At 71.2% G+C, this 25893-nt stretch carries 24 protein-coding genes; 14 read left to right on the forward strand and 10 right to left on the reverse strand.

What is annotated here, in order from left to right; genetic code table 11:
• Positions 1–67 precede the first annotated feature (67 nt).
• Together MQN93_RS20305 and MQN93_RS20310 are read left to right on the forward strand one after the other, a co-directional pair.
• Positions 68–1174 carry an NAD(P)/FAD-dependent oxidoreductase gene (locus MQN93_RS20305; protein ID WP_016430896.1) on the forward strand — a complete coding sequence of 369 codons (1107 nt, stop codon included), beginning with the start codon at positions 68–70 and terminating at the stop codon, positions 1172–1174.
• A gap of 37 nt (positions 1175–1211) precedes the next feature.
• Positions 1212–1991: an SDR family NAD(P)-dependent oxidoreductase gene (locus tag MQN93_RS20310; RefSeq protein ID WP_242710662.1), complete on the forward strand. Its 780-nt coding sequence runs from the start codon at positions 1212–1214 to the stop codon at positions 1989–1991.
• 47 nt (positions 1992–2038) lie between these two features.
• Here MQN93_RS20310 and MQN93_RS20315 read toward each other — a convergent pair whose 3' ends face one another.
• Positions 2039–3004: an alpha/beta fold hydrolase gene (locus MQN93_RS20315; protein WP_016430894.1), complete on the reverse strand. Its 966-nt coding sequence runs from the start codon at positions 3002–3004 to the stop codon at positions 2039–2041.
• 87 nt (positions 3005–3091) lie between these two features.
• Between MQN93_RS20315 and MQN93_RS20320 the strand changes: the two genes are divergently transcribed.
• From MQN93_RS20320 to MQN93_RS20330, 3 genes are all read left to right on the forward strand, one after another.
• Positions 3092–3892, forward strand: coding sequence for an SGNH/GDSL hydrolase family protein (locus MQN93_RS20320; protein WP_242710663.1), 801 nt, complete (start codon positions 3092–3094; stop codon positions 3890–3892).
• 24 nt (positions 3893–3916) lie between these two features.
• Positions 3917–4507, forward strand: a complete 591-nt coding sequence (locus MQN93_RS20325) for a PadR family transcriptional regulator (protein ID WP_242710664.1) — start codon at positions 3917–3919, stop codon at positions 4505–4507.
• 121 nt (positions 4508–4628) lie between these two features.
• Positions 4629–5330, forward strand: coding sequence for an SDR family oxidoreductase (locus tag MQN93_RS20330; protein WP_242710665.1), 702 nt, complete (start codon positions 4629–4631; stop codon positions 5328–5330).
• A gap of 69 nt (positions 5331–5399) precedes the next feature.
• Here the strand turns inward: MQN93_RS20330 and MQN93_RS20335 are convergent, their stop codons facing one another.
• Positions 5400–5834, reverse strand: coding sequence for an ATP-binding protein (locus MQN93_RS20335; protein ID WP_242710666.1), 435 nt, complete (start codon positions 5832–5834; stop codon positions 5400–5402).
• 278 nt (positions 5835–6112) lie between these two features.
• Here MQN93_RS20335 and MQN93_RS20340 point away from each other — a divergent pair, with 278 nt between their 5' ends.
• Positions 6113–6763, forward strand: a complete 651-nt coding sequence (locus tag MQN93_RS20340; protein WP_016430889.1) for a phosphoribosyltransferase — start codon at positions 6113–6115, stop codon at positions 6761–6763.
• 150 nt (positions 6764–6913) lie between these two features.
• Here MQN93_RS20340 and argG read toward each other — a convergent pair whose 3' ends face one another.
• Positions 6914–8368 carry an argininosuccinate synthase gene (argG, locus tag MQN93_RS20345; RefSeq protein WP_242710667.1) on the reverse strand — a complete coding sequence of 485 codons (1455 nt, stop codon included), beginning with the start codon at positions 8366–8368 and terminating at the stop codon, positions 6914–6916.
• A gap of 118 nt (positions 8369–8486) precedes the next feature.
• On the opposite strand from argG, the gene MQN93_RS20350 reads away from it, so the two are divergent.
• A complete protein-coding gene (locus MQN93_RS20350) occupies positions 8487–9578 on the forward strand; it encodes a hypothetical protein (RefSeq protein ID WP_242710668.1) in 1092 nt (363 codons plus the stop codon).
• A gap of 3 nt (positions 9579–9581) precedes the next feature.
• A complete protein-coding gene (locus MQN93_RS20355) occupies positions 9582–10451 on the forward strand; it encodes a fructosamine kinase family protein (RefSeq protein WP_242710669.1) in 870 nt (289 codons plus the stop codon).
• 142 nt (positions 10452–10593) lie between these two features.
• Here the strand turns inward: MQN93_RS20355 and MQN93_RS20360 are convergent, their stop codons facing one another.
• Positions 10594–12783, reverse strand: a complete 2190-nt coding sequence (locus MQN93_RS20360) for a TerD family protein (RefSeq protein ID WP_242710670.1) — start codon at positions 12781–12783, stop codon at positions 10594–10596.
• 195 nt (positions 12784–12978) lie between these two features.
• On the opposite strand from MQN93_RS20360, the gene MQN93_RS20365 reads away from it, so the two are divergent.
• Positions 12979–15315, forward strand: coding sequence for a molybdopterin cofactor-binding domain-containing protein (locus tag MQN93_RS20365; protein ID WP_242710671.1), 2337 nt, complete (start codon positions 12979–12981; stop codon positions 15313–15315).
• 17 nt (positions 15316–15332) lie between these two features.
• Positions 15333–15809, forward strand: a complete 477-nt coding sequence (locus MQN93_RS20370) for a (2Fe-2S)-binding protein (RefSeq protein ID WP_016430883.1) — start codon at positions 15333–15335, stop codon at positions 15807–15809.
• A gap of 116 nt (positions 15810–15925) precedes the next feature.
• Here MQN93_RS20370 and MQN93_RS20375 read toward each other — a convergent pair whose 3' ends face one another.
• Positions 15926–16150, reverse strand: coding sequence for a hypothetical protein (locus MQN93_RS20375; RefSeq protein WP_242710672.1), 225 nt, complete (start codon positions 16148–16150; stop codon positions 15926–15928).
• Here MQN93_RS20375 and MQN93_RS20380 point away from each other — a divergent pair.
• Together MQN93_RS20380 and MQN93_RS20385 are read left to right on the forward strand one after the other, a co-directional pair.
• Positions 16137–16466, forward strand: coding sequence for a LuxR C-terminal-related transcriptional regulator (locus tag MQN93_RS20380; RefSeq protein ID WP_242710673.1), 330 nt, complete (start codon positions 16137–16139; stop codon positions 16464–16466). The two genes, MQN93_RS20375 and MQN93_RS20380, sit on opposite strands and share 14 nt — an antisense overlap.
• Positions 16467–16559: 93 nt before the next feature.
• Positions 16560–17612, forward strand: coding sequence for a protein kinase family protein (locus tag MQN93_RS20385; RefSeq protein WP_242710674.1), 1053 nt, complete (start codon positions 16560–16562; stop codon positions 17610–17612).
• Here the strand turns inward: MQN93_RS20385 and MQN93_RS20390 are convergent.
• The 5 genes from MQN93_RS20390 to MQN93_RS20410 form a co-directional block, all read right to left on the reverse strand.
• Entirely contained in the window at positions 17596–18264 is a 669-nt protein-coding gene (locus tag MQN93_RS20390) for a DUF4389 domain-containing protein (protein WP_242710675.1), read from the reverse strand. The two genes, MQN93_RS20385 and MQN93_RS20390, sit on opposite strands and share 17 nt — an antisense overlap.
• 183 nt (positions 18265–18447) lie before the next feature.
• Positions 18448–19275 carry a carbohydrate ABC transporter permease gene (locus MQN93_RS20395; RefSeq protein ID WP_242710676.1) on the reverse strand — a complete coding sequence of 276 codons (828 nt, stop codon included), beginning with the start codon at positions 19273–19275 and terminating at the stop codon, positions 18448–18450.
• Positions 19272–20240, reverse strand: a complete 969-nt coding sequence (locus tag MQN93_RS20400; protein WP_242710677.1) for a carbohydrate ABC transporter permease — start codon at positions 20238–20240, stop codon at positions 19272–19274. Before MQN93_RS20400 ends, MQN93_RS20395 begins: the two co-directional genes overlap by 4 nt.
• 7 nt (positions 20241–20247) lie before the next feature.
• On the reverse strand, positions 20248–21495 hold the full coding sequence (locus tag MQN93_RS20405) for a sugar ABC transporter substrate-binding protein (protein WP_242710678.1): 1248 nt from the start codon (positions 21493–21495) through the stop codon (positions 20248–20250).
• A 38-nt stretch (positions 21496–21533) separates the two neighbouring features.
• Complete coding sequence (locus MQN93_RS20410) at positions 21534–23480, reverse strand: glycoside hydrolase family 127 protein (RefSeq protein WP_242710679.1); 1947 nt, start codon at positions 23478–23480, stop codon at positions 21534–21536.
• Positions 23481–23710: 230 nt separating this feature from the next.
• Between MQN93_RS20410 and MQN93_RS20415 the strand changes: the two genes are divergently transcribed.
• Complete coding sequence (locus tag MQN93_RS20415) at positions 23711–24733, forward strand: LacI family DNA-binding transcriptional regulator (RefSeq protein ID WP_016430875.1); 1023 nt, start codon at positions 23711–23713, stop codon at positions 24731–24733.
• Between the two features lie 90 nt (positions 24734–24823).
• Positions 24824–25867: an alpha/beta fold hydrolase gene (locus MQN93_RS20420; RefSeq protein WP_372504399.1), complete on the forward strand. Its 1044-nt coding sequence runs from the start codon at positions 24824–24826 to the stop codon at positions 25865–25867.
• Positions 25868–25893: the final 26 nt, after the last annotated feature.

Raw genomic sequence — 25893 nt, forward strand, 5'->3', positions numbered from 1 at the left:
GGCGGAGGAAGCAGGAAAAGAAACACGCATCGCGTCGCTCTCCCCCCACAGGCACAGGAGACGCGTGGTGCACGACGGCGACGTGGTGGTGATCGGCGGCGGCTACGCGGGTGTCCGGCTGGCGCGACGGCTGGACTCGGTGGCGCGCGTGACGCTGGTGGACCGCAAGGACGTCTTCTTCCACAGGATCTCCTCCCTGCGCGCGGGAGTTCGCCCGGAATGGTCGGTGACCCCCTTCATCCCCTACGACCGGCTGCTGCACAACGGCCGTGTGGTCGTCGGCAAAGCGGTCCGCATCGACACCGAAGCACGGCAGGTCGCGCTGGCGACGGGGGAGAGGCTGCCGTACGACGTGGTGGTGATCGCCAGCGGCGCCGACTACCCGGAGCCGGCCCGCTTCACCGGCACCACCGCGGACGAGGCGGTGAAGGCCCTCGCAGGGCACCAGCGCAAGATCGCCGAAGCCGACCACGTCCTCGTCGTGGGCGGCGGCCCCTCCGGCGTCGAACTCAGCGCCGAGATACGCCTGGCCCGGCCCGACGCCCGCGTCACCCTCGCCCACTCCGGATCGGTGCTGCTGCACAACACGGGTGTCGAACGGGCCGGACGCAAGGCGCGGGCCTGGCTGGAGGCGCACGACGTGGACGTACGGCTCGACTCGTTCATGTCGCCCGGCCATGACTTCGGCACCTATCGCGACGCGCGCGGCAACATCATCGAGGCGGACCTGTCCTTCTGGGCGACGGGCACCACGCCCAACACGCTCTGGTTGCGCCTCGGCGGACACGGTGCCTGGCTGAACGCGTCCGGGCACGTCAGGGTCGACCGGGCGCTGCGGGTCGACGGGCACCTCGACGTGTTCGCGGTCGGCGATGTGAACGACGCCACCGAGCTCAAGATCACCCCGGCCGCGCTGGCCCAGGCCGATCTCGCCGCCTGGAACATCCGGGCGCATCTGACCAGTGCGGGCAAGCACCGCAAGCAGCCCCGCCTGTACCGGCCGATGCACCGCACCCCGCTCATCGTCCCCTTCGGCGCGGCCGACGGGCTGACCCTGCTGCCCGTGCCGGGCGGCGAGAGCGCGGTCCTCGGCGGCCGCACGTCCGTGCTCGCCAAGGCGAAGACGCTGATGACGCCGTACATGAGGCGCCAGCTCGGGTACACCGCCACCTGATCTTCGGGCACACCGCCACCTGACCTAGGGTGCGGGCATGACCTCGCAGACGTATCTCTCCGCCCTGTTCTCGCTGGACGGCCGGGTGGCCGTGGTGACCGGCGGCAGCTCCGGGATCGGCCGCGCCATCGCCGGAGCCCTCGCCCGGGCCGGCGCGAGCGTCGTGGTGGTGGCCCGCCGGGAGGAGGAACTGGCCGCCACGGTCGAGGAGTTGACGGCCGACGGCTGCCGGGCGGCCTGGGTGAGCGCCGACCTCGGCTCCCGTGACGGCGTGCGCACGGCGGCGGAGAAGGCGGTGGAGGTCTTCGGGGAGCCCGACATCCTCGTCAACAGCGCGGGGATCAACCTGCGTCCGCCGCTGGGGGAGTTGGGCGAGGACGTGTGGGACACCACGATGGCGGTCAACCTCGAGGCGCCCTTCCTGCTGGGGCAGCGGTTCGGTCCCGGCATGGCCGAGCGGCGCTTCGGACGGATCATCCACGTCACCTCCCAGCAGGCGCACCGGGCGTTCGTGCAGAGCGGGGCCTACGGCGTGTCCAAGGGGGCACTGGAGTCCCTGGCCCGCTCCCAGGCGGAGGCGTGGTCGCCGCACGGCGTCACCTGCAACACGCTGGTGCCGGGTTTCGTGATGACACCCCTCAACGCCCGCCTGTCGTCCGACGCCCAGAAGGTCGCGGAGCTGGCCGCCCGCACCATGGTCGGACGCAACGGCCTGGCCGAGGACTTCGCCGGCGCGGCCGTCTTCCTGGCGAGCCACGCCTCCGCCTACATCACGGGGCAGTCGCTCTTCGTGGACGGCGGGCTGTCCGTGCACTGAGCCGGAGTCGGCCCTCCGCGGTCAAGTGACCGTGTTCTGCGGGGTGTTCAGCCCCGCAGTTCGGTGAGGAAGTCGAGGAGGGCTGTGTTGACCTCGTCGGGGCGTTCCTGCTGGGTCCAGTGGCCGCAGCCCGCGAGCTCGATCGGCTTGCGGCGCAGGCTCGGCATCAGGCGAGGCAGTGCGGCGATGAGGTCGGGCGTGCCGGGGAAGGCGGGCACCGGGTCGCGGTCGCCGTAGACGTAGAGCGCGGGCCTGGTCACGACGGCGCCGTGCCAGGGGGCGGTCAGCTCCCAGTTGCGGTCGAGGTTGCGATACCAGTTGAGGGCACCGGTGAAGCCCCGGGAGAAGCTCTCGGTGAGCGCGTCGAGGTCGTCCTCGGTGCACCACGGGGGCAGGATTTCGGGGTCCGGCACGCTCTCCAGCCAGCCCCGGCCGTCCTCGACCAGCATCCGTTCGACCCCGACCGCGCCGGGAGCGTCGCCCGAGGCCATGAAGAAGAACTTCCGCAGGGTGGTGCGGGTGTCCCGGGCGAACTCGGCGTCGGCGACACCGGGCCGGTTGAAGTAGTTCCAGTAGAAGCGGCCGTCGAACCTCCGGTCCATGACGGCCAGCGGCGGCTGCGCGCCGCGGAAGGGCGGCGGCACGCTCAGACCGGCCACACCGAGCACGACGTCCGGACGGAGCAGCGCGGAGTGCCAGGCCACCGGAGCGCCCCAGTCGTGGCCGACCACGTACGCCTGTTCCTCGCCCAGCGCATGGATCAACCCGACGACGTCACCGACGAGATGGAGGATGCTGTAGGCGCTCACATCGGCCGGTCGGTCGCTGCGCCCGTACCCCCGTTGGTCGGGGGCGACCACGCGGAATCCGGCGTCCGCCAGCGGACCGAACTGGTGCCGCCAGGAGTGCCACGACTCCGGAAAGCCGTGCAGCAGCACGACCAGCGGTCCCTCGCCGTGCTCGGCGATGTGCAGCCGGATCCCGTTCACGTCGATCATGCGATGCGCAGGCATGGTCCGGAGCCTACGTTATAGTCAACAATGTGAATAGGTAACAAGTGGGCCAGGTGGATGCGCGACGGGGCGGAAGGCGGTCGATCCGTGGCAGGTGGTGGGTATCTGCGCTACGTCGCCCTGGGCGACAGTCAGACCGAAGGACTCGGTGACGGTGACGAGGTGCGCGGGCTGCGGGGATGGGCGGACCGGCTCGCCGAGCTGATCGCCCGGGACAACCCGGACCTGCGGTACGCCAATCTCGCCGTGCGCGGCCTGCTGGCCGGGCAGGTGCGTGCCCGGCAGCTGGCGCCCGCACTGGCGTTGCGGCCCGATCTCGCGACGGTCGTCGCCGGGGTGAACGACGTGCTGCGGCGCCGGTTCGACGCGGACGAGGTGGCCGGTCATCTGGAGGCGATGTTCGCCGCGCTCACCGCACAAGGGGCCCGCGTCGCGACGCTGACCTTCCCCGACATCGGCCGGATCGCCCCGCTGGCCCGGCCGCTCGCCCCGCGCGTCGTCGCCCTCAACGCCCGTATCCGGGAGGCGGCCGCGCGGCACGGCGTCGCAGTGGTCGACTCGGCGCCGTACCCGGTGGTCACCGATCCGCGGATCTGGAGCGCCGACCGGCTGCATGCCGCCCCGCGCGGCCACGCCCTCATCGCCGCCGCGGTCGCCCACGCCCTCGAACTGCCCGGCAGTGACGACAGCTGGACCCACCCCCTGCCGCCCGACCCGACGGCCCGCACGGGCCTGCGGGCCGTGGGCGCCGAACTGCGGTGGGCCGGCACCTTCCTGGGGCCCTGGCTCGTGCGGCGCCTGCGCGGCCGCTCGTCCGGCGACGGACGGCAGGCGAAACGTCCCGAGCTGCTGCCGATCAGTGACCCCACTAGTCACCCCATTGATTAATCAACACGCTGATAAATTGGGCCAATGGCTCTGCGCAACGCGGTGATGGCCGCGCTCCTGGAGGGCGAGGCGTCGGGGTACGACCTCGCGAAGGGCTTCGAGGCATCGGTCGCCAACTTCTGGATGGCCACCCCCCAGCAGCTCTACCGGGAGCTGGAGCGGATGGAGAAGGAGGGGCTGGTCTCCGCCCGGGTCGTCCAGCAGGAGCGGCGGCCCAACAAGCGCCTCTTCTCCCTCACCGACGCCGGACTTCGGGTGCTGCGCGACTACGTCGGCAGGGCGCCGGCCAAGCCGCCTGCGATCCGGGACGAGCTGATGGTCAAGGTGCAGTGCGTCGACATCGGGGACACCGAGGAGTTCGAGGTCGTACGGGCCGCGGTCGCCGAGCGGCAGGAGCGGTCCACCGCCAAGCTGGCCCGCTACCACCGTATGCAGGAGCGCATGCTCGACGGCCGCAGCGAGGAGGAGTACCTGGCCACCGCCGAGCGCATCGGCCCCTACCTCACCCTCCAGGGCGGGATCGCCTTCGAGCGCGGCAACCTCCAGTGGTGCGAGGCGGTCCTCACGTGGCTCGAACAGCGCGCCGCGGTGCGCGATGGAAAGGCGGACGGCTGACCTGACTGTGTGACGGCTGACCCGACTGTGTCAGGAGTCACCGGCGCGGGGTTGAGCGCCGGAAACCGATCGGTTTACGATGGTGGAAACCGATCGGTTTTCCGACGTGGAAGGAACAGCCATGACCGCGATCAAGGACGCAGTGGTACTCGTCACCGGCGGCAGCCGGGGCATCGGCAAGGCTCTGGTGGAGGAGCTCTACGCCCGCGGGGCGGGCAAGGTGTACGCCACCGCACGTGATCCGCGGACGGTGACGCACCCCGACGCCGTTCCGCTGGCCCTGGAGGTCACCGATCCGGAGTCGGTGGCGGCCGCCGCCGCAGCCGCTCAGGACGTCACCGTGCTCATCAACAACGCCGGGGCCTCGGTCGGCGGAACCTTCCTGGACACCCCGGTGGACGACGTGCGCCGCGAGTTCGAGATCAACTTCTACGGCCCGCTGCTGATGGCCCGTGCCTTCGCAGCCGTCATCGAGCGCAACGGCGGCGGCCACATCCTCAACGTCCACTCGGTGCTGTCCTGGCTCGGCATCGCCGGCTCCTACAGCGCCTCCAAGGCGGCCCTGTGGCAGCAGACCAACTCCCTGCGCCTGGAGCTGCAGCCGCGCGGTATCGCGGTCACCGGACTGCACGTCGGCTACGTGGACACCGATCTGACCACCCACATCGACGCGCCCAAGTCCGAACCCGGCGTCGTCGCCGCGCTCGCGCTCGACGGCATCGAGTCGGGAGCGCACGAAGTGCTCGCCGACGATGTCTCGCGGCAGGTCAAGTCCGGACTGGCCGCTGATCTGGCGGCGCTGTACCCGCAGTTGACGCAGTGAGGCAGTGAGGCGGCGGCGAGGTCCGGGTGGGCGTCCGCGGTCGGCGCGCGGCAGGGTGCGGCATGTGCGCTAGGCCGACGGCACGCCCGCCGCCGTGCGCGGACGGGGATGACGGACCACCGCCCACACCGTCTTGCCGTTCCGCCCCCGGCTGCGCACCCCCCAGGTCTGCGCCAGCTGGTCGACGAGGTGCAGGCCCCTGCCCTCCTCGTCCTCCGGTGTGGGCTCCTCGCGCAGCACGGGCTCCGTGGGGCTCTCCTCGGACACCGCGATGAAACAGGAGCCGTCGGCCCGCGCCGTCACCGCCAGCTCGAACTCGCGCTCAAGGATGGGTCCGTGCCGTATGACGTTGGCCGCCAGCTCCGAGGCCAGCAGGACGACCCTCTCCGTGACCTCGTCCCCCCTGCAGTGTCCCCAGGCTGTCAGATGCTGCCGTACCCGGTACCGCGCGAAACCGACCGAGGCCGGATGCCGGGGAAGCCGGAGCGTCTCACGTCTCAGCACACGCATCCCTCCCGAATGTCATCGAAAAGACTCGACACTGCTAGAAGCGCCCAGTGACTGAACAATGTCACTCCGCACACTATGCGCGGCGGAAACTGGCCATATCTGGCCCGTGCTGCCCCATGCGACCTCCCTTTGCGACGGAGGGTGATCCTGCCCGCACCTGACGGAACGAACCGCGCCGATTTACCGATTGCACGCCGGGTTACGCGGGCACCACGCGCGATCTCGCCGCTCGTGGCGGGCGGGTGACGACGTGGAAAGGAGTGGGGACCGCGATGCAGTTCCATGACCGTGAGCAAGCCGGACGGGAACTGGCCGGGCGGCTGCGGTTCGAGCAGGAGAAGGGCATGCTGACCGATCCCGTGGTCCTCGCCCTGCCGCGCGGCGGTGTCACCGTGGCCCAAGAAGTGGCCGCGGCGCTCGGCGCCCCGCTCGACGTGCTGGTCGTACGGAAGATCGGAGTCCCGTACGAGGAGGAACTGGGCGTCGGCGCGATCGTCGGCGACGACGAGCCCCTCTTCGACGAGAGCGCCCTGGCCCAGCTGGGCCTCGGCGAACCGGAGCTCGCCCCCGTGGTCGAGCGCGAACGCGAGGAGCTCCACCGCCGTGAACGCCTCTACCGGCAGGGCCACCCCGCACCCGACCTGACCGGCCGGACCGTGATCGTCGTGGACGACGGGCTCGCGACCGGGTCGACGGCCCGCGCCGCCCTGCGCTTCGTACGGCGCAGGCAGCCCGCCCGCGTCGTTCTGGCCGTGCCGGTCGGCTCACCGGACGCGACGCACCGGCTGCGGGCCGAGGCCGACGAGGTGCTGTGCCTGCAACAGCCGCCCTCCTTCATGGCCGTGGGCAACTGCTACGAGGAGTTCGAGCAGCTCACGGACGACGACGTGCTGCGGGCCCTGCACACGACGGCCGAGTACTGACGGCACGGCCACCCGCGCCCGGGCAGCGGGAAGGCCGGGCGTCCGGGCAGCGCAGAAGGCCGGTGCGACGGCATGCGTACCGTCGCACCGGCCTCCCGCGGAAGTGGAAGTCCAGCCCCCTCTCGGGAGCGTCAGTCCGTCCCCGGAGCGTCAGTCCGTCCCCGACTCCATGGCCGCGCGGTCCAGGAGCACGTCCTCCTCGGAGACCTCGCCGCGGGAGGCGATGGCCTCGGCGCCGCCCTCCGGCAGCTCCGGCATCGTGCCGATCAGCCCGGTCGCGGCCGCCTGCGAGGCGCCGATGGTGGGGCTGCCGGTGCCGATCAGACCGATCCCGGCGTACTGCTCCAGCTTGGCGCGGGAGTCGGCGATGTCGAGGTTGCGCATGGTGAGCTGGCCGATGCGGTCCACCGGGCCGAACGCGGAGTCCTCGGTGCGCTCCATCGACAGCTTGTCCGGGTGGTACGAGAACGCCGGCCCCGTTGTGTCGAGGATCGAGTAGTCCTCGCCGCGCCGCAGCCGCAGCGTCACCTCGCCGGTGACGGCCGCGCCGACCCAGCGCTGCAGCGACTCACGGATCATCAGCGCCTGCGGGTCCAGCCAGCGGCCCTCGTACATCAGGCGGCCGAGGCACCGGCCCTCGCTGTGGTACTGGGCGAGCGTGTCCTCGTTGTGGATCGCGTTGACGAGACGCTCGTACGCGGCGTGCAGCAGCGCCATGCCCGGGGCCTCATAGATGCCGCGGCTCTTGGCCTCGATGATGCGGTTCTCGATCTGGTCGGACATGCCGAGGCCGTGGCGGCCGCCGATGGCGTTGGCCTCCATCACCAGGTCGACGGCGGAGGCGAACTCCTTGCCGTTGATCGTCACCGGGCGGCCCTGGTCGAAGCCGATCGTCACGTCCTCGGCGGCGATCTCGACCTCGGGGTCCCAGAACCGCACGCCCATGATCGGCTCGACGGTCTCGACGCCGGTGTCCAGGTGCTCCAGGGTCTTGGCCTCGTGCGTGGCGCCCCAGATGTTGGCGTCGGTGGAGTACGCCTTCTCCGCGCTGTCGCGATACGGCAGGCCGTGCGCGACCAGCCACTCCGACATCTCCTTGCGGCCGCCCAGCTCGGTCACGAAGTTCGCGTCCAGCCACGGCTTGTAGATCCGCAGGTGGGGGTTGGCGAGCAGGCCGTAGCGGTAGAACCGCTCGATGTCGTTGCCCTTGAAGGTCGAGCCGTCGCCCCAGATCTGGACGTCGTCCTCCAGCATCGCCCGCACCAGGAGCGTGCCCGTGACGGCGCGGCCCAGCGGGGTGGTGTTGAAGTAGGAACGACCGCCGGAGCGGATGTGGAACGCGCCGCAGGTGAGCGCGGCCAGGCCCTCCTCGACCAGTGCCGCACGGCAGTCGACCAGACGCGCGATCTCGGCCCCGTAGGTCTTCGCACGGCCGGGCACCGAGGCGATGTCGGGCTCGTCGTACTGACCGATGTCGGCGGTGTAGGTGCACGGGACGGCGCCCTTGTCGCGCATCCACGCGACCGCGACGGACGTGTCGAGGCCGCCCGAGAAGGCGATGCCGACGCGCTCGCCGGCGGGAAGGGAGGTGAGGACCTTGGACATAGGAAGAGTATGCATCATCTCGCATGATCATGCAAAGCCCATGCCGGGAGAGCGCCCCCGGGACGGGTTCCCGCAGGTTCCCGCCCGCAGGACGCCCCCGCTCAGGCACCATGATCGTGTGACATACGCGGTGACTGTGGACGTGGAGCGCCCCGCGGGCGCCACGGAACTCGACGTTCTTCAGCGGGAGGGCGTGGTCTTCCTGCTGCGCAAAGGCCTCGATTCGATCGCGGCGATCGAGGGTCCCGACGGGATGGAGGTCGACCTGGTCGACGACATCATCGCCGTCCATCCCAAGGGAGCCCTGCTCAAGCTCTACGTCGACGCCCCCGCGCTGGAGTTCGCCGAGGACGCCGCGCGCGAGGTCGTCGCTGAGGTGCTGGAACGGACCGAGCCGCTCGCCGACTGGGAGATCACCCGCTGCGGAGTGGATCTCGCCCCCGAACTGCTGCAGGAGAGCCTCGACGCGGCCGACGGCCCCGACGCCCCGCCGTCGGACCCCGCGGAACGAGCCCGTCGGCATGCCGAGGCCCGGCCGACGGGCGAGACCGTCCGCCGCCGCGACGACGCAGAGGTCGACGGCATGCGGCGCAGGCTCCGCGCACTCGCGCCCACCCTGCAGGCCTTTCCGCCGGCGGCCTTCGGCTACGCGGACGACGAGGAGAAGCGGATCGTCAGCCGTGAGGCCGCGGAGCTCGCGGCGGGCGCCGTCGTCCACGCCGTCGATCTCCTCATCGACGAGCTGTTCACGGATCTCGCCGGGCTGGAGGAGGAAGGGCCCACCGTCGCGGACACCGACGCGCCGTTCATGATCCTCGACGAGCTGCCCCCGCAGTTCGCCCGGCAGTACACGGTCCTGTTCGCGCGCCGGCTGACCGTCACCGCCGTCAGCATGACGGACCGCCTCATGCGGCCGCACTTCGGCCGCCTCAGCTGTGTCGCCGAGGAACTGCTGCTGAAGTTCCTCGTCGGCCAGGCCGAGGCGACGGCCGATCTCTACGACCTGCTCAGCGACGAGGTTGAGACGGCCCTGCAGGTCTTCGCCGACCGGCTGGGGGAGGACATGGACCACGACTGGCTGTACGTCCCGGTCGCGGACGGCGAGGCCAAGGGGACCGTGCAGGACTGGTTCATCCCCTTCGGCGACGAGCGGTCCGTCCATCCGTACGCCGCCCATGACGACAGCGACGGGGGCGACGAGGAGGTCTGACCGTTGGACGAGGACCCGAACACGGACGGGCCGGGCGCGGTCGCCGCCCGGATCACCGGCCGTACGGTGCGCGGCGAACGCCCGCTCTCCGGTGCGGTCGCCGAGGTCCGCCTGGACGACGGCCGGTCGGTGATGGTCAAGCGCGCCGACGATCCCGGGTCGGCGCGGGCCGAGGCGGCGGGGCTGCGCTGGCTGGCCGAGGCGGGCACGGTCCCCGCCCCGCACGTCCATGGACACGAGACGCGCTGGCTGGTGACCGACCTGGTGGCACAGGGCCGGCCGACGGCAGGGGCGGCCCGGCGGTTCGGGCAGCGGCTCGCCGCCCTGCACGCCGCAGGGGCGCCCGCGTTCGGCGCGCCGCCGCCGGGCGGTCCGGTCGACGCGTACATCGGACTCGCCCCGATGCGCAACGTCCCCGGCACGGACTGGCCCCACTGGTACGCCGAGCACCGCGTGCTGCCGTATCTGCGTGCGGCGGTCGACCGGGGCACGATCCGCCCCGCCGAGACGGCCGCCGTCGAGCGGGTCTGCGAGCGGCTGCCGGAACTCGCCGGTCCCGCCGAACCGCCCGCCCGGCTGCACGGTGACCTGTGGAGCGGCAACGTGCTGTGGGGAGCCGACGGCGAGGTGTGGCTGATCGACCCGGCCGCGCACGGCGGGCACCGGGAGACCGACCTCGCGATGCTCCATCTCTTCGGCTGCCCGCACCTGGAGAACATTCTCGACGGCTACCGGCACACGGCCCCGCTCGCGGACGGATGGGCGGACCGCATCGGGCTCCATCAGCTCTTCCCGCTGCTGGTGCACGCCGTCCTCTTCGGCCGCGGCTACGCCGAACAGGCCCTCGCGGCGGCGCGAAGGGCACTCGCATGACCAAGGGCCCCGGCGCGTCGAGACGCGGGGGCCCTGGTGCGAAGTGAGCGTCGAAGCAAGCGGTGAGGAGAGCGAACGGACTAGATTCAGGAGGTTGGAGAAGGAAGCCCGTCCATGGCCTCGCCTGCGGCAACCCTAACAGTCACTCCGGGATCAAGTCGCGCAGATTTTCCGGGGTGATGACCCGGGAGTCCGGGTGCAGCCCCTCGGGGCGCTCCATCCCGATGAAGGTGACGGGACCCGAGGGGACCGTCCCGCCGTCCCACACCACCACGCTCGTCCCGCCGTCGCCGCGGCCCTCGCCCTCGGCCATCAGTCCGGTGACGTAGCCGACCGTCAGGTACTCGCGCTCGACCATGCCGCGCAGCAGCGTCGCGACCGAGACGCGGTTGCCCTCGACGCGGTTGGCCGCCGGGGTGCCCCTGAGGTACAGGTGCAGCCACTTGGCGGTCCAACTCCCGTCCTCCGCACGCCGGAAGGCGAGCGGCAGCGCGACCCGGCCGGGCCCGCGCAGCTCCGACTTCATACGCACCGTGGCGGGTTCGAAGGGACGCCCCTGCTGCTCGCCCTCGCGCAGCATGAAGCCGAAGAAGGACTCCTCGACCTCCTCGAAGCCCTCACCCGCGAAGATGTTGACCTGCGGCACGATGTAGGTGCCGCGTGCGGCGCCGAGGCGCAGGTTGATGAACTCCGAGGCGCCGTCGGGTGCTTCGGTGATGTCGCCCGAGTGCTCGCCCTCCAGCTCGGTGAGCGCGGTGTAGGACAGCCAGGCCACCGTCCGGTACCGCTCGTCCAGCATCAGCGCCGACAGGTCGAAGTCCGTGCGCTGCTGCGCCTCCTTCCAGTACACGAAGAACCGCAGCAGCTCGCCGTCGACGGGGGAGACCGAGCCGCGCGGCAGCACTCCGAGGCCCGCCGTGGTCGCCTTGCCGCTGAGCGGAAGCGCGACGTCGAGCACGGCCGGGTCGACCAACACCCGCTGCGCGGCCGGGAGTCGGCGGCGGATCTCGGCGTCGAGCGCGGCGATCAGACGTCCCCGCTCCGGCGGCAGCACGGGCGGCCGCTCGTCCTCGGTGACCCAGGCGCGCCCGAGGCGGTTGATGAAGACACGGCGCTCGCCGGTGGCTCCGGCACGGTTGTGGAAGTGCTCGCGCACCGACAGTACGACCCGGCCGGACACCCCGGGCGCGACCTGCTCGGCGGCGGCGACCACCGCGTCCCGCTCGTCCTGCGTCAGCGCCATGCGCAGCAGCCGGTCCAGGGAGCGGAACAGCTTGCCCGGCGCGGACCTGAGCAGCTGCGTCGCGCCCGTGACGTCGTGCATGGCGAGCAGTTCCTCGACCCGGCTGTCGAGGGAACGGGCCTGCTTCTCGCCGCGCGCGACGGCGAACACCTCGGCGGCGTGCGGCCACTGGGGGTACTCGTGCGGGTGCAGGCGCTCACCCAGCCGCTTCCAGTCCTCGCGCCACGCCGAGACGTCCGCGAGCTTGGCGGGGGAGGCCTCGACGACGGAGTCCAGCCCCGCGAGCAGGGCGCGGCGCACCGGACGCGACAGCCCCTTGAACCGGGTGGCGGTCTGCAGCGTCACATCGCCGTCCGAGAGCGCGCAGGCGAGCCTCAGCACATCGGTGACGGTGTCCAGGAGGAGGCCGGCGCCGGCCCTGAGGCGGGCCTCGTTGACGACGGCGCGGTTCTCCCGGACCGGTATCGCCTCGGGCTGCGCGCCGTTCACACAGTGCCGGGCCAGTGCCGCGAGGTCGGTCAGGCCGTCCTCGCCCAGCGGGGTGCTGCTGCCCGCCAGCGCCAGATAGAGCGCACCGACCTCTTCGTCCGCCGTGCCGCCCAGGTGCAGGACGGTCATACGGTCGCCCGCCGCCGCGATCAACTCGTCGTGGCGGGCGAGCATTTCGGCGTGGGTGTGGCGGTAGGTGCCGTAGGAGGGGAGCGTGAGCAGGTCGACGACGCCGCTCTCCAGCTGGGCGATCGTCCCGGGGCGCGCCGTGTCGTCGGCGAGCGCCTCCGTGATGCAGCGCGTCCAGAACTCGAAGGTGTCCGGCACATGGGCCGGGAAGTCGATGAAGTACGCGTTGTGCGCGACATGGTCGCCGACCATCTCGCGGACCGTGCCGAGTGTGCGGACGGCGAGGTCGACGACCGTCCCCTCGGACAGCCCCGACAGCCGTTCCAGCAGTTCGGCCGAGAGCTTGAAGCCCACCGACATCAGCGCGGCGTCGAACTGCCGTGCCGCGACGTCCCCTTGACCCGCCGGGCCGGTCGGCAGGGGGATGCGGTGGGTGTGCCGGACGACCAGCGGTTCCAGAAGGTGGGACATTCCGGAATGATCGCAGGGCCCGGCCCGCTCACGCACGCGAGTTTTCACCGGCCCGCGGCCCGCGGCGCTTCACACGTCGGGCGACTTATGGGTTTTCCGTGTGGAAGCGCCACGGAGATCTATCGCGGCCCGCGGCCGACGTGCACAGTCAGGAGCCGCCATCAAGGCGAGTGCCGTATGTCGGGAGGTCAGCCGATGGGAGCCCGTGAGAACCCGCAGCCGCAGGACGCCGTCGCCGCGCCCGGCGGCCCCGGGCGGCGCAGATTCCTGGGATACGTCGTGGCCGCCTCGACGCTGACCGTCGCCGCCGAACTCGGCGAGGCCGTCCTCGCACCCACCCCCGCGGCGGCGGTCGTCCCCTCCGTGCCCGGACCGGCGGAGATCTACGACCTCAACGACATGCTCACCCATGCCGCGCTGCCCACGGCGAACCTGATCACCATCCGGCTCGACCCCGACGGCACCGCGCACTTCGCGCTGCCCCGCGCCGAGGTCGGGCAGGGCATCACCACCTCCAGCGCCATGCTCGTCGCCGAGGAGCTGGACATTCCGCTCGACAAGGTCCGTGTCACCCTCGCCGACGCCCGCCCCGAGCTGCTGTTCAACCAGCTCACCGGCGGCTCCAACACCACGATCTCCACCTTCATCCCGATCCGGGTGGCGGCGGCCGTCGCCCGCGGTCGGCTGCTGCACGCCGCGGCACTCGAACTGGGCGAAGCGCTCGGCACGTTGTCCGCCAAGGCCGGCGTCATCACCTCCGCCGTCACCGGCAGGAGCCTGTCCTACAGCGAACTGGCCGAGAAGGCAGCGTCCGTGACGACCGGTCAGGTGTCGGTCGCGCTCAAGGACGCCTCCGAGTTCAAGGTCGTCGGGACCGCGCAGCGGCGCATCGACGCGCTGGACGCCGTCACCGGGCGCAAGCAGTACGCGATGGACCTGAAGGTGCCGGGCGCGCTGCCCGCGATGGTGTGCCGTCCGCCGACGATCAACGGCACGGTCCGCTCCGTCGACAACCTCGACGAGGTGCGGGCCATGCCCGGCATCACCGACGTCGTACGGATCTCCACCGGCGTCGCCGTCCGCGGCCGCACCTTCGGGCAGTGCATCGACGCCGTACGCGCCCTGAAGGTCACCTGGGGCCCCGGCACCGCGGAAGGCGAGTCCGACGACACCATCCGCGAGGAACTCCGCAAGGCCGAACTCCCGCTACCCGCCGTCGACTTGCTCACCAGGTCCGTCGACGCCCGCTTCACCTTCCACTTCGCCAGCAACAGCGCCCTGGAGCCCAACTGCGCCGTCGCCGACGTACGCGAGGACTCCGCCGAGATCTGGGCGAGCCTGAAGTCCCCGATCACCGCCCAGGAGGACATCGCGCTCACGCTCGGGCTGCCGGTGGCCGCCGTCAAGGTCCATGTCACCGAGGGCGGCGGCTCGTTCGGACGCAGGCTCTTCCACGACGGCGCCGCCGAGGCCGCCGAGATCTCCAAGGCCACGGGCAAGCCGGTCCGGCTGATGTGGCACCGCACCGACGACTTCCGGCACGGACGCGCCCACCCCATGTCCACCTCCCGCGTGCGCGCCTCCTACGCCCTCGGTCAGGTGCTCACCTACGCCCAGCACCACACCTCCGTGGCCACCGACTTCGGCCACGGCGTCGGCGAGATCATCACCGCCGAGGCCGCCCGGCTGCCCGTCGGCGACCTCACGTTCTCCGAGACGATCTTCACCCTCACCCAGCAGACGCCGTACGACTTCGGAGTCGTCACCCAGCTGCTCAGCGAGACCGACAAGAGTTTTCACACCGGCTCCATGCGCAACATCTACTCGCCGAACGTGCGGTGCGCGCAGGAGCTGGTGGTGGACGAGCTGGCCAAGAGGATGGGCAAGGACCCCTACCGCTTCCGCCGGACGTTCCTGAAGGACGACCGCGCCCGGGCGGTCCTCGACAAGGTGGCCGAGGTGGGCAGTTGGGGGCGCGACATGCCCGCCGGAACGGCCCAGGGCATCGCCCTGCACCCCGAGTACCACGGCTACGTCGCCGTCCTCGCGGAGATCGACTGCCGCCCGGAGACCACCGGCCGCCACATCCCCGACGCCTGCACCGGGCCACGGGTCACCAAGGTCGTCTGCGCCGTCGACGTGGGGCTCGCCGTCAACCCGCGCGGCCTTCAGGCCCAGATGATGGGCGGCATCATGGACGGCATCGCGATCACGCTCAGTTCGGGGCTGCACCTGGACAACGGGCACTTCCTGGAAGGCAGTTGGGACAACTACTTTTACACCCGGCAGTGGAACACCCCGCCGGAGCTGGAGATCGTCGTCATGCCGCCGACCACCGGAAAGCCCGGCGGCGCCGGTGAACTCGCCGTCGCCGGCGCGATGGCGGCCGTGGCCTGCGCCTACGGACGCGCCACCGGCACCATGCCGACGACCTTCCCCGTCAACCACGACGGCCCGCTCGGCTTCGAACCGCTGCCCACCACCCCGCCGGTCCCGGCGTCCCCCACCGACGGCCTGAGCCGCGCCTACTAGGAGCCGAGGAGGCCTCCGTGCCCGAACACACCTTCATCCTCAACGGCAGTCCGGTCACCGTGGACATCGAGGACGACGTACGGCTGCTGTGGGTGCTGCGGGACGTCCTCGGCGTCACCGGGCCCAAGTACGGCTGCGGCCTCGGCGTCTGCCAGGCCTGCACGAGCCACATCAACGGCAAGGCGTTCAACCCCTGCAGCGTGCCGGTCGGCGACCTCGCCCCCACCGACGAGGTGACGACCATCGAGGGCCTGCCCGCCACGGTCGGCAAGGACCTCCACCCCATGCAGGAGGCCTGGCTCGAGTACGACGTCGCGCAGTGCGGCTACTGCCAGCCCGGCCAGATCATGGCCGCGGTCGCCAAGGTCCGCCAGGCACGCGAACAGGGCCGCGACCTCACCGAAACCGACCTCGACGAAATCCGCAACGTCTGCCGCTGCGGCACCTACCACCGCATCCGCGAGGCGATCACGGCGGGCGCGAAGAAGTACTGAGCCGCGGTGCCGGGCACCGCGCGCTGTCTCCAGCAGATGGTCGCGGGCGACCGTCATCGGCGAACTGGCAACGGCAGGTAGGGCGCGGTACCGCAGCTGACGGACGAGACGCCGCCCTAAGGCTGCCGCCAGCGGTCGCGGATGTTGGGCAGGTCCTCGGCGTAGGCCGACAGGGGGAGGCCGTGCACGGCGCCGGGCCCGGCGGTGACATGGGCGAGACCGCCCATGCCCTCACCCCGGCCGGGGGCCGAGGCCGGCACGAACTGTTCAGCCGAGCTTGTGAGCAGCTCCGCGGCGAGCGCAGCCGAGAAGACCGGGTCCTGCCCGGTGACGAGGCGCAAGTACCACTTCTCGCGCGAGAACGCCCGCCCCTTCACCGAGCGCGACCTGCTCACGATGCAGCTGCTGCGGCCCCATCTGATCGCTCTCTACCGCGAGGCCGCGCGCCGCCGCCATGAGCCGGTGCGGCTGACGCCGCGCGAACTCGACGTGCTGCGGGCGGTGGCGAACGGGTTGAGTACCGAGGACATCGCCGGTCAGCTCGTCGTCTCGACGAGCACGGTCCGCAAGCACCTGGAGAACACCTACCGCAAACTCGGCGTCTCCAGCCGTACGGCGGCGCTCGCACGGGTCTTCCCCGACCCCGACCTGCCGTAGGCACTCCCCGGGCGTGGCCTTCGGGGCCCCGGGATGTGAAGATCCTCGACGGGGAACCCCCTGAAACCCACCACCCGTCGAGGAGGCCCGTCGATGCCCGGCGATCAGGCCCTGTGCCCCGCCCGCCTGAACGCCTACGCGACAGTGAGCTCCGCGCTCGACCGGCTCGACGACCGCCGTCTCGAAGCCGCCGTGGCCGCGGCCCCCGCCCTCGGCGCCGGCATCGGCGGCCGGGCGGCGGAGCTGGAGGTCGAGGGCGTCCGTGTCTTCGTGAAGCGCGTCCCGCTGACGGACCTCGAACGGCGCCCTGAGAACGTACGGTCGACGGCCAACCTGTTCGGGCTGCCGCTCTTCTACCAGTACGGCATCGGCTCGGCCGGTTTCGGAGCGTGGCGGGAGCTGGCCGCGCACCTCATGGCGAACGCCTGGGTGCTGCGCGGCGAGGAGGCGGGATTCCCGCTGCTGTACCACTGGAGGATCCTGCCGGACAGCCCGCCGGAGGGCTTCGCCGATGTGTTCGGGGGAGTGGACGGAGCCGTCGCGCACTGGGAGGGATCGGAGGCGGTGCGCCGTCGGCTGGAGGCCATCGGCGGCTCGTCCGCAAGCCTGGTGCTCTTCCTGGAGCATGTGCCGCACATGCTCGCCGCCTGGCTGGACGAACACCCCGACGCCCTCTCATGGGTGGAGCGCGACCTGCTCCGCATCACGAGGTTCATGAGCTCCCGGGGCCTGGTCCACTTCGACGCGCACTTCGGAAATCTGCTGACCGACGGCAGCCGCGTCCACCTCGCCGACTTCGGCCTCGCACTGAGCTCCCGCTTCGAACTCACCCCGGACGAGACCGCGTTCCTCACGGACCATCTCGTCTACGACCGCTGCTACGTACCCACGCACCTGCTGCGCCACCACCTGCTGGACCCGGTGCGCGGCGACGTCGACCGCGAGACGTTCCTGCGCGACTGGAGCACGGGCAGCCGACCCGGCGGCGTCCCGCCCGAGACCGCCGCGTTCCTCGACCGGCACGCCCGCACCGCGACCGTCCTGGACGACTTTCACCACCGTCTGCTCCACTGCGGCAAACGCACGCCGTTCCCCGCCGCGGACCTGCGCGCGACGCTCGACGACACGTCTACAGAACCGGCGTGACCGGCTCCGAGCCGCCCAGGTCGAGCCGGAACGGCGGGTACTCGTCGGTCAGCAGGGCCGTGTACGCGGCAACCCGCATCGCCCAGCGGTTCAGCCCCATCACCAGGTCGAAGATCCCGCGCGGATAGCGTCCGGTGAACAGCAGCGCGACACCCGCGAAGAAGGCCAGCAGACCGAGCAGTCCGCCCGTCGACCAGATCACGTGGATGCCCCCGCCGATGAGGTACAGGACCAGGAAGTGCGGGATGGCGAGGAGCCACCACTTCACCAGGACCAGGCCCCGGGAGAGGCGCTCGGGGTAGGCCACGTCCAGATGGGCCGGGTAGTCGGGGGAGTCCGAGAGGGAGAAGGGCGGGTAGCGGTCCGTGCCGAGGGCGCCGTACGCGTAGTAGGCGACCCGCCAGTTCCAGCGCAGCACCCCGACCACGAAGTCGAAGAGCGGGCGCGGATAGCGGCCGGTGAACAGGATCGCGAAGAACGCCACCACGCTCACCACCACGAACGCCAGCCACAGGAAGAGCAGCACGAGGTAGTGCGGGAGGGCGAGCAGCCACTTCACCAGCCAGAGCCAGCGCGAGAGCCGTGAGTCCAGGCGGGCCGTCAGCTGCGTCGGATGGGCGCTGTGCGTGCTCAGGGCTTCCGTCGTCGTCATGCCTTCGGTCCCCTCGAATCGAAGCCGAATGCCGAGCGCGTCTCGCCCTCCAACTCACCAGGAACCGGGACGAGGTGGAAGGCTCCCCGCAGGGCCAGGAGTGGGCGACCACCTGGCGGAGTCGCGGGTCCGCCGTAGGACGTACGAACACCGGGCTACCGGGACGTCAGCTTCCGCAACCGGTCAGGACTGGTCCTTGACGGCGCCGGCCGTGACCCCGGCCGCCACGTACCGTTGCGCGAGCACCAGCAGCACGGCCGCCGGGACGGACGCCACCACGGCGGTCGCCATGATCGCGTTCCACTCCTGGTTGTTGTTGCCGATGTACTTGTAGATGCCGAGGGTGATCGGCCTGAGATCGCCCCCGCCGTCGAGGGTGTTGGCGAAGACGAAGTCGGACCAGGCCCACAGGAAACTGAACAGCGAGACGGTGACCAGGGCGTTGCGGCTCACCGGCAGCACGACGGACCAGAAGGTGCGGAAGGTCCCCGCCCCGTCGATGCGCGAGGCGGCGATCAGCTCGCCGGGGATCCCCGACATGAACGCGGCGAAGATCATGACGCCGAAGGGCACGGCGATGGTGGAGTCCGCGATGACAAGGCCCCACCAGGAGTTGAGCAGTCCGAGGTCCAGGAAGATGCCGTAGAAGCCCATCGCCATGACGATGCCGGGGATCATCTGCGCGATGAGGAGGGCGAGTCCGATGGCGCCGGCGCCCCTGGGGCGGAGCTTCGCCAGCGAGTAGCCGGCCGGGGCGGCGAGCACCAGCGTGAGCGCGACCGTGCCCAGGCCGATCAGCAGGCTGGTGCCGAGGTAGGGCAACTGGTCGTCCAGGACGGCCCGGTAGCCCTCGAAGGTGGGGTGCAGCGGGAGCAGGTCCGGCGGGTTCCTGCGCATGTCCTGCTGCGGGGTGAGGGACACGTTGAGCATCCAGTACACCGGGAACAGCATCAGCGCCGTGAGGACGATCCCGACGACCGTGTAACTGCGGGCGCGGGCACGGGACTTCATGTCTCCTGCCTCCTCTGGACGCGGATGTACGCCAGCCCGAAGACGAGCGCGATGAGGATGAGGATGTTGCCGACCGCGGCTCCGGGGCCGAACTTGGGCAGCAGCGTGCCGAAGCCGAGCTGGTAGGACCAGGTCGCCAGCGTCGACGAGGCGTCGCCCGGACCGCCCTTGGTCATGATCCAGATCAGGTCGAACACCTTGAGGGTGTAGACGAGGCCGAGCAGCAGGGTGATCGCCGACACCGGGCGCAGCAGCGGGAAGGTGATACGGCGGAACTGCTGCCAGGCGCCCGCCCCGTCCAGCGCCGCCGCCTCGTACAGCTCGGCTGGGATGTTCTGCAGCCCGCTGTAGAGGATGACCAGGTTGAACGGAATGCCGATCCAGATGTTGGCGACGATCACCGACGTCAGCGCCCAGTCCGGCGAGGTGAGCCAGCCGACCGGGTCGGCGCCGAAGAAGTGCAGGAAGTAGTTGACCACCCCGGACTCGCTGTTGAACATCCACGACCAGGTGGACGCCGACACGATCAGAGGCAGCAGCCACGGGATCAGGAACAGCGCCCGCAGCACGGTCGAGAGCCTGAAGTGCCGGTTGAAGAAGACCGCGAGGGCGAGCCCGATGGCGTACTGGAAGGCGATCGACACGAAGGTGAAGACCATCGTGTGCCGCATCGCCGGGCCGAACGTCGGGTCGTCCAGGACCTTTTGGACGTTGTCCCAGCCGGTGAAGGGCGCGTCGCCGGCCACGAACGAGCGGACGGTGTAGTCGCGCAGGCTCAGATCGAGGTTGCGGTAGAGCGGATAGAGGTAGAAGGCGGCGAGATAGGCGAGCAGCGGGGTCACGAAGGCGAGCGCGGTCAGCCGGGACCTGCGCCGGTACCGGCGGGGCAGGGACGGGGCGTCGGCTCCGCCCCTCCCCGCAGCGGTCGGCGCGCGCCGCGGACGGTCGACCCGGGCGATGGTCATGCCGTTCCTAGCCCTTCTGCGCGCTCGACTGGGCGGCGGCCAGGGCGTCCTGGGGGCTCTTGCTGCCCGACAGCGCGGCCTGGACGGCGGTCCACATCGGCTGGGAGATGGTCGGGTACTTGGTGCCCAGACCGCCGCTGGTGCGGCCGCGGGCCGCCGCCACCGCGTCCACCCAGGGCTTCAGCTTCGGGTTCTGCTTCACCTGCTCGGCCTGTACGGCGGAGGTGGGAGCGACGTACATCAGCGTCGTGTCGGTGGGCAGCAGATTCTCGTCGCTGGTCAGACAGGTGACGATCTTCTTGCTGACGTCGTAGCGTGCGGTGTCCTCCTGCACGGGCACGGTCACGAACTCGCCGCCCGTCGGTACCGGCGCCGAACCGCCCTTCTGCCCGGGGATGTTGATGATGCCGTAGTCGAACCCGGCCTTGTCCGCGTTGCCCAGCTGCCAGGTGCCGTTCTCGCCGAACGCGTAGTCGCCGGTCGCGAACTCCTGCCAGGCGGTGGTCTGGGTGTTCTGCAGGACGTCCTTGGGTGCGTAGCCCTTGTCCACCCACTGCTGCCAGAGCGTGAGGGCGGCAACTCCCTTGGCGCTGTCGAGCTGTGTCAGATCGCCGCCCGCACCCCAGAACCAGGGCAGGAACTGGAAGCTGCCCTCCTCCGTGTTGATCGCGGAGAAGGTGATGCCCTTCTTGCCGGCCGCCTTGACCTTCTGCAGCGCGGCCGTCAGCGAGTCCCAGTCCTTGACGGAGGCCGGGTCGACGTGGGCGGCGGACAGGACCTTCTTGTTGTAGTAGAGGGCCAGGGTGTTGGCGCCGATCGGCACGCCGTACGCGTCGCCGTCGATGGTGCCCGCGCCGATGATGTTCTTCTGGATCGACTTCGTGTCCAGCCCGAGGTCGCCGGTCTTGTTGAGGATCCCCGCCTCCACCAGCGTGGAGACGACCGGGTTGTCCACCAGCATCACATCGGGGGCGTTGCCCTGCTGGGCGGCCAGCAGCGCCTTGTTGCCCAGGTCGGTGGTGTCGTACGGGGTGCGCTTGAGCTTCACCCCGGCCTTGGTGCCGCAGGAGGTCACGAGCTTGCCCCAGGCCGAGGAGGCGTCGAGCTGCGGATAGGGGTCCCAGAAGGTGTACGTGCCCGACGGGGCCCCGTCGGAGGAGTCCGAGGAGCCGGAGCCGCCTCCGCACGCGGTGAGGGGGACGAGCGTGCCGACGGCGGCCAGTGCGGCGAGAAGAGTGCGGCGGGTGGATATCACGGGGTGACCTCGTTGTCGTAGGCGGAGTTGACGGAGCGTCAGGAAGTGGGCAGCCAGACGCGCATGGCGCCGTCCTGCCGGTTGGCCCACGCGTAGTAGGGGATCGCGGTGAGCTCGACGGGTTCGCCCGCCGTCGCGGACGCGTCGCCCGCGGCCGGCCGGTACGGCCACCAGCCCGCGTCGGGGATGTCGCGCCGCCGCCCGGCCGCCACCACGGTCGTGACCCCGCCGAGCAGGTCCGGGCGATGCTTGACGGCGAGCGGGCGGGTCGGGTCGAGGACCAGGTCGTCGAGGCCGCCGCCCGGGTGGTCGGCCTCCTCCAGGCAGTACACGAGCGGCCCGCGCTCGATCGCCGCGCAGCCGCGCACGGCGTCCACGCGCGGGTCGCCCGCCGTGAGCCGGGGCTCCAGACCGAGCTCCAGCACCACCGTCTCGCCCGGCGCCCAGGTGCGCGCGATGCGCAGCCAGCCCTCGTCGACCGGGGCGTCGGTCTGGTCGTACGTCGACTCGCCGCAGCGCACCCGGAATTCGCGGCACCACTGCGGGATGCGCAGGGAGAGCGTCCAGGGGCGGTCGTCAGGGGTGTCCTCGACGGTGAGGGCGATCGTGCCGTGCCAGGGGTAGTCCGTCTCGGCGCGCACGCCGATCGGGCCGCAGGTGTAACGGCCGGTGACGTACTGGTGGATCTGCAGGCCCTCGTCGTCGCCGCTGGCGAGGTAGTGCTCCAGCGAGGCCAGCAGCCGCATCGCGTTGGGCGGGCAGCAGGCGCAGCGGAACCAGCGGGTGCGGCGGGCCGACTGGTCGCCACCGTGGTCGGTGTGCCCGTCGCGGACCTGGAGCGGATTGACGTACAGCCAGCGCTCGCCGTCCAGGGAGACACCGGCCAGGAAGCCGTTGAAGAGGGTGCGCTCGATCAGGTCGGAGTAGCGGGCGCCGCCGGTGAGCAAGGCCATGCGCCAGCTCCACTGCACGGAGGCGATGGCGGCGCATGTCTCGCAGTACGCGCGCTCGTTGGGCAGTTCGTACGGGTCGCCGAAGTCCTCCCACTCGTGGTGCGCGCCCAGACCGCCGGTGAGATGGGTCTTGGTGGTGGACATCGCGTGCCACAACCTTTCGGCGGCGCTGCGCAGTTCGGGCTCACCGGTCTCCGTCGCCAGATCGGTGACGGCGGCCAGCAGATACAACTGCCGTACGGCATGGCCCTCGACGTTCGTCGCCTCGCGCACCGGGACGCGGTCCTGGCAGTAGGCCTCGCCGCCGAGCAGACCGTGGCCGTGCCGGTCCACGAAGTAGCCGGCGAGGTCGAGATAGCGGCGCTCGCCCGTCTCCCGGTACAGCTCGACCAGGGCGGTCTCCACCTCGGGGTGCCCGTCGATGCCGTCGATCGGCCTGCCGCTGCCGGGCGGTCCGAAGACGGAGTCGATGTGGTCGGCGAACTTCCGTGCCACATCGAGGAGTTCGGAGCGGCCGGTGGCCCGGTGATGGGCGACGGCCGCCTGGATCAGATGGCCCGCGCAGTACAGCTCGTGGCCCCAGCGCAGGTCCTGGTAGCGCTCGCCGCCCTTGACCAGCTGGTACCAGGTGTTGAGATAGCCGTCCGGCTGCTGGGCGGCGGCGACCAGGGAGACGATCCGCTCCACATCGGCCGCGAACTCGGCGGAGGGGTCCCGGGCCAGCTGCCAGGCCGCGGCCTCCAGCCACTTGTAGACGTCCGTGTCCATGAACGGATAGGCGCCCTGGAACGCGCCCTCGGCGGTACCTGCCGCCAGCCGCAGATTGTGCAGATTGCCCGCGGACTCCAGCAGGCCAGGTCCTTGCGGGATGGAGGTGCGTGCGTTGACCTCGCGACGGGTGTGCCAGAAGCCGCCGTCCACCGCGGCGGTGGCGGGCCGCAGGGCGCAACGGGCGTCGGCGCCGGGGCGGACGGGGCCGATGGGGCCGGCGGGGCCGGCGGGGGAGGGCTGGGCGGAGCGGGTGCGGGGCATGGCTCTCCGGGAGGTGGCGGCGGGGTGCGGACAGCGGCTGAGCAACGCTGTGCGCAACTTTCTGAGCAATCGTTTTCCTCGCCGAAGAGTAGAGTGGAGCCGCGGAATGCAGGTCAAGGGTTCTGCGCGAGTTTTCTCCAGTTGCGCAGCGACTGGTGCGCCACCCGGCCGCCTGCCACCATGGGCCGCGCCGCACCCGGCAGGAACGACCAGCGAGAAAAGGATTGCCCGTGACCGAAGCCGCTCAGCGTTCAGCCTCCACCGGTCGGGCGAAGCTCGCCGACGTCGCCGCCCTCGCCGGTGTCAGTGTCGGCACGGCGTCCAAGGCCCTCAGCGGCAGCGGCCGGATGCGCCCGGAGACCCGGCAGCGCGTCCTGGACGCCGTGGAGAGGCTCGGCTTCCGGCCCAACCAGCACGCCCAGAGCCTGCACGCGGGCCGCAGCTGGACGGTCGGCCTGATGACCACGGACGGCATAGGCCGCTTCAGCACACCCGTGCTGCTGGGCGCCGAGGACGCGCTCGGCGCGGGCAAGATCTCCGTCCTGCTCTGCGACACCCGCGGCGACACCATCCGCGAGCAGCACCACCTGCGCAACCTCATGGACCGCAGGGTGGACGGCATCATCGTCACCGGCCGCCGCACGGACCCCCGCCCGCCGCTGAACGGCGTCGAGGACACACCCATCGTCTACGCGCTCTCCCCCTCCACCGACCCGTCCGACACCTCGGTGGCCTCGGACGACCGGGGCGGCGCACACCTCGCCATCGAGCACCTGCTGGCCACGGGACGCGGCCGGATCGCCCATGTGACCGGCCCCGAGCACCACGCCGCCGCCCGCGACCGGGCCCGCCACGCGGTCGGGCTGCTGGAGCAGTCCGACGCTCAACTCGCGGGCGGACGCGTCCACTTCGGCGAGTGGAGCGAGGCGTGGGGCCGCCGCGCCGCCGACCTGGTGCTGCGCACGGCACCCGACACCGACGCCTTCTTCTGCGGCAACGACCAGATCGCCCGCGGCGTGGCCGACACCCTGCGCGAGCGGGGCCGGGACGTGCCCGGCGAGATCGCCGTCGTCGGCTACGACAACTGGGACACCATGGCCCTGGCCAGCCGCCCGCCGCTCACCACCATCGACATGAACCTCGCCGAGATCGGCCGGATCGCCGCCCTGAGGCTCCTGGAGGCCATCGACTCCGAGCCGGTACCGGGAGTGCACACGGTGCCGTGCCGTCTGGTGGTCCGCGAATCGACCTGACGCTCCGGGGGCGTGTGCGGGGTGGTGGTAGGTGCACCGTCGGCCGGGTGCACAGGCCCATGGTGGGGCGCCGACCGCCTTCGTAGCGTCATGGGCATGGCTGACAACGAGTACGTCGACACCACGAACACCGCTGACCGGACGCGCACTTCGGGCGCGTCACCCCGTACGGCCTCCCGGCGGCACGCGCTGCGGCTCGCGGCAGGCGCCGCGGGAGCGGCACTCGCCTCCGGCATCGGGGCCACGACCGTCGAAGCCGCCGGCCGGACGAAACCCCGCCACGACAACCGCGTCCGCACCTACGTCCTGGTCCACGGCACCCACAGCGCCGCGGCGTTCTGGACGGCGATCGGGCGCGAACTGGCGCTGCGCGGTCACCGCGTCATCGCGGTGGACCAACCCCTGCACGGCACCGAGCGGTTCGTGCCGCGGGCGTACCAGACGCAGGACCTGCGCGCGCTCGCCACGGAAGCCTCGCCTGTCGCCGCCCTCACCCTGGACGACTTCGAGCGGCGCGTCACCGGCGCGGTCCGCCGCGCCGCACGGCTCGGCGATCCCGTGGTGCTGGTCGGGCACAGCATGGGTGGACTGTCGCTCAGCAGGGTCGGCAACGCTGTGCCCGAACTCCTCGCGCACATCTGCTACATGGCCGCCTTCTGCCCGAGCCGCACCATGCCGACCCTGAACGCCTGCGCCGCCTCCCCCGAGGGGCAGCACGCCATCACGCCGCTGGATCAACTCGTCGGAGACCCGGCGAAGTTGGGCGTGCTCCGGCTCAACTGGCGTACCTCGGACCGCCGGGACCTCGCCGTCTTCAGGGAGATGATCTGCGCCAACTACTCGGACGTGGGGTTCCTCCGCGTGCTGGAGGGCCTGCAGACCGACGAGTCGATGACGGCGTACGACGGCCGGGCGGTGGGGCACGCCGACACCTGGGGCCGGATCCCGCGCACCTATCTGCGGTTCGGCAAGGACCGCACCGTCGCCCCCGAACTCCAGGACCGCATGATCGCGGAGGCCGACGCCCTCACCCCCGGCAACCGCTTCATTGTCCACGACGTACCCGACGCGGGGCACCTGGGACCCGAGGACCCCGCTCAGGTGACCGATTTCCTGCTTGGCCTGCGGGTGTAACCCCGCGGGGGCCGGGGCGGGCCGAG

Origin of the sequence: Streptomyces spinosisporus (assembly GCF_022698145.1) — a bacterium.
In the GTDB taxonomy this organism is placed as follows: domain Bacteria; phylum Actinomycetota; class Actinomycetes; order Streptomycetales; family Streptomycetaceae; genus Streptomyces; species Streptomyces spinosisporus.

Bases quoted from the DNA above. Each gene is read 5' to 3' on its own strand.
- MQN93_RS20315 (WP_016430894.1), bottom strand. From the start codon at position 3,004: ATGCCTGCGCATCGCATGATCGACGTGAACGGGATCCGGCTGCACATC.
- MQN93_RS20400 (WP_242710677.1), bottom strand. From the start codon at position 20,240: ATGACCATCGCCCGGGTCGACCGTCCGCGGCGCGCGCCGACCGCTGCG.
- MQN93_RS20330 (WP_242710665.1), top strand. From the start codon at position 4,629: ATGACCGCGATCAAGGACGCAGTGGTACTCGTCACCGGCGGCAGCCGG.
- MQN93_RS20410 (WP_242710679.1), bottom strand. From the start codon at position 23,480: ATGCCCCGCACCCGCTCCGCCCAGCCCTCCCCCGCCGGCCCCGCCGGC.
- MQN93_RS20395 (WP_242710676.1), bottom strand. From the start codon at position 19,275: ATGAAGTCCCGTGCCCGCGCCCGCAGTTACACGGTCGTCGGGATCGTC.
- MQN93_RS20360 (WP_242710670.1), bottom strand. From the start codon at position 12,783: ATGTCCCACCTTCTGGAACCGCTGGTCGTCCGGCACACCCACCGCATC.
- MQN93_RS20365 (WP_242710671.1), top strand. From the start codon at position 12,979: ATGGGAGCCCGTGAGAACCCGCAGCCGCAGGACGCCGTCGCCGCGCCC.
- MQN93_RS20310 (WP_242710662.1), top strand. From the start codon at position 1,212: ATGACCTCGCAGACGTATCTCTCCGCCCTGTTCTCGCTGGACGGCCGG.
- MQN93_RS20390 (WP_242710675.1), bottom strand. From the start codon at position 18,264: ATGACGACGACGGAAGCCCTGAGCACGCACAGCGCCCATCCGACGCAG.
- argG (WP_242710667.1), bottom strand. From the start codon at position 8,368: ATGTCCAAGGTCCTCACCTCCCTTCCCGCCGGCGAGCGCGTCGGCATC.
- MQN93_RS20420 (WP_372504399.1), top strand. From the start codon at position 24,824: ATGGGCATGGCTGACAACGAGTACGTCGACACCACGAACACCGCTGAC.
- MQN93_RS20325 (WP_242710664.1), top strand. From the start codon at position 3,917: ATGGCTCTGCGCAACGCGGTGATGGCCGCGCTCCTGGAGGGCGAGGCG.
- MQN93_RS20385 (WP_242710674.1), top strand. From the start codon at position 16,560: ATGCCCGGCGATCAGGCCCTGTGCCCCGCCCGCCTGAACGCCTACGCG.
- MQN93_RS20340 (WP_016430889.1), top strand. From the start codon at position 6,113: ATGCAGTTCCATGACCGTGAGCAAGCCGGACGGGAACTGGCCGGGCGG.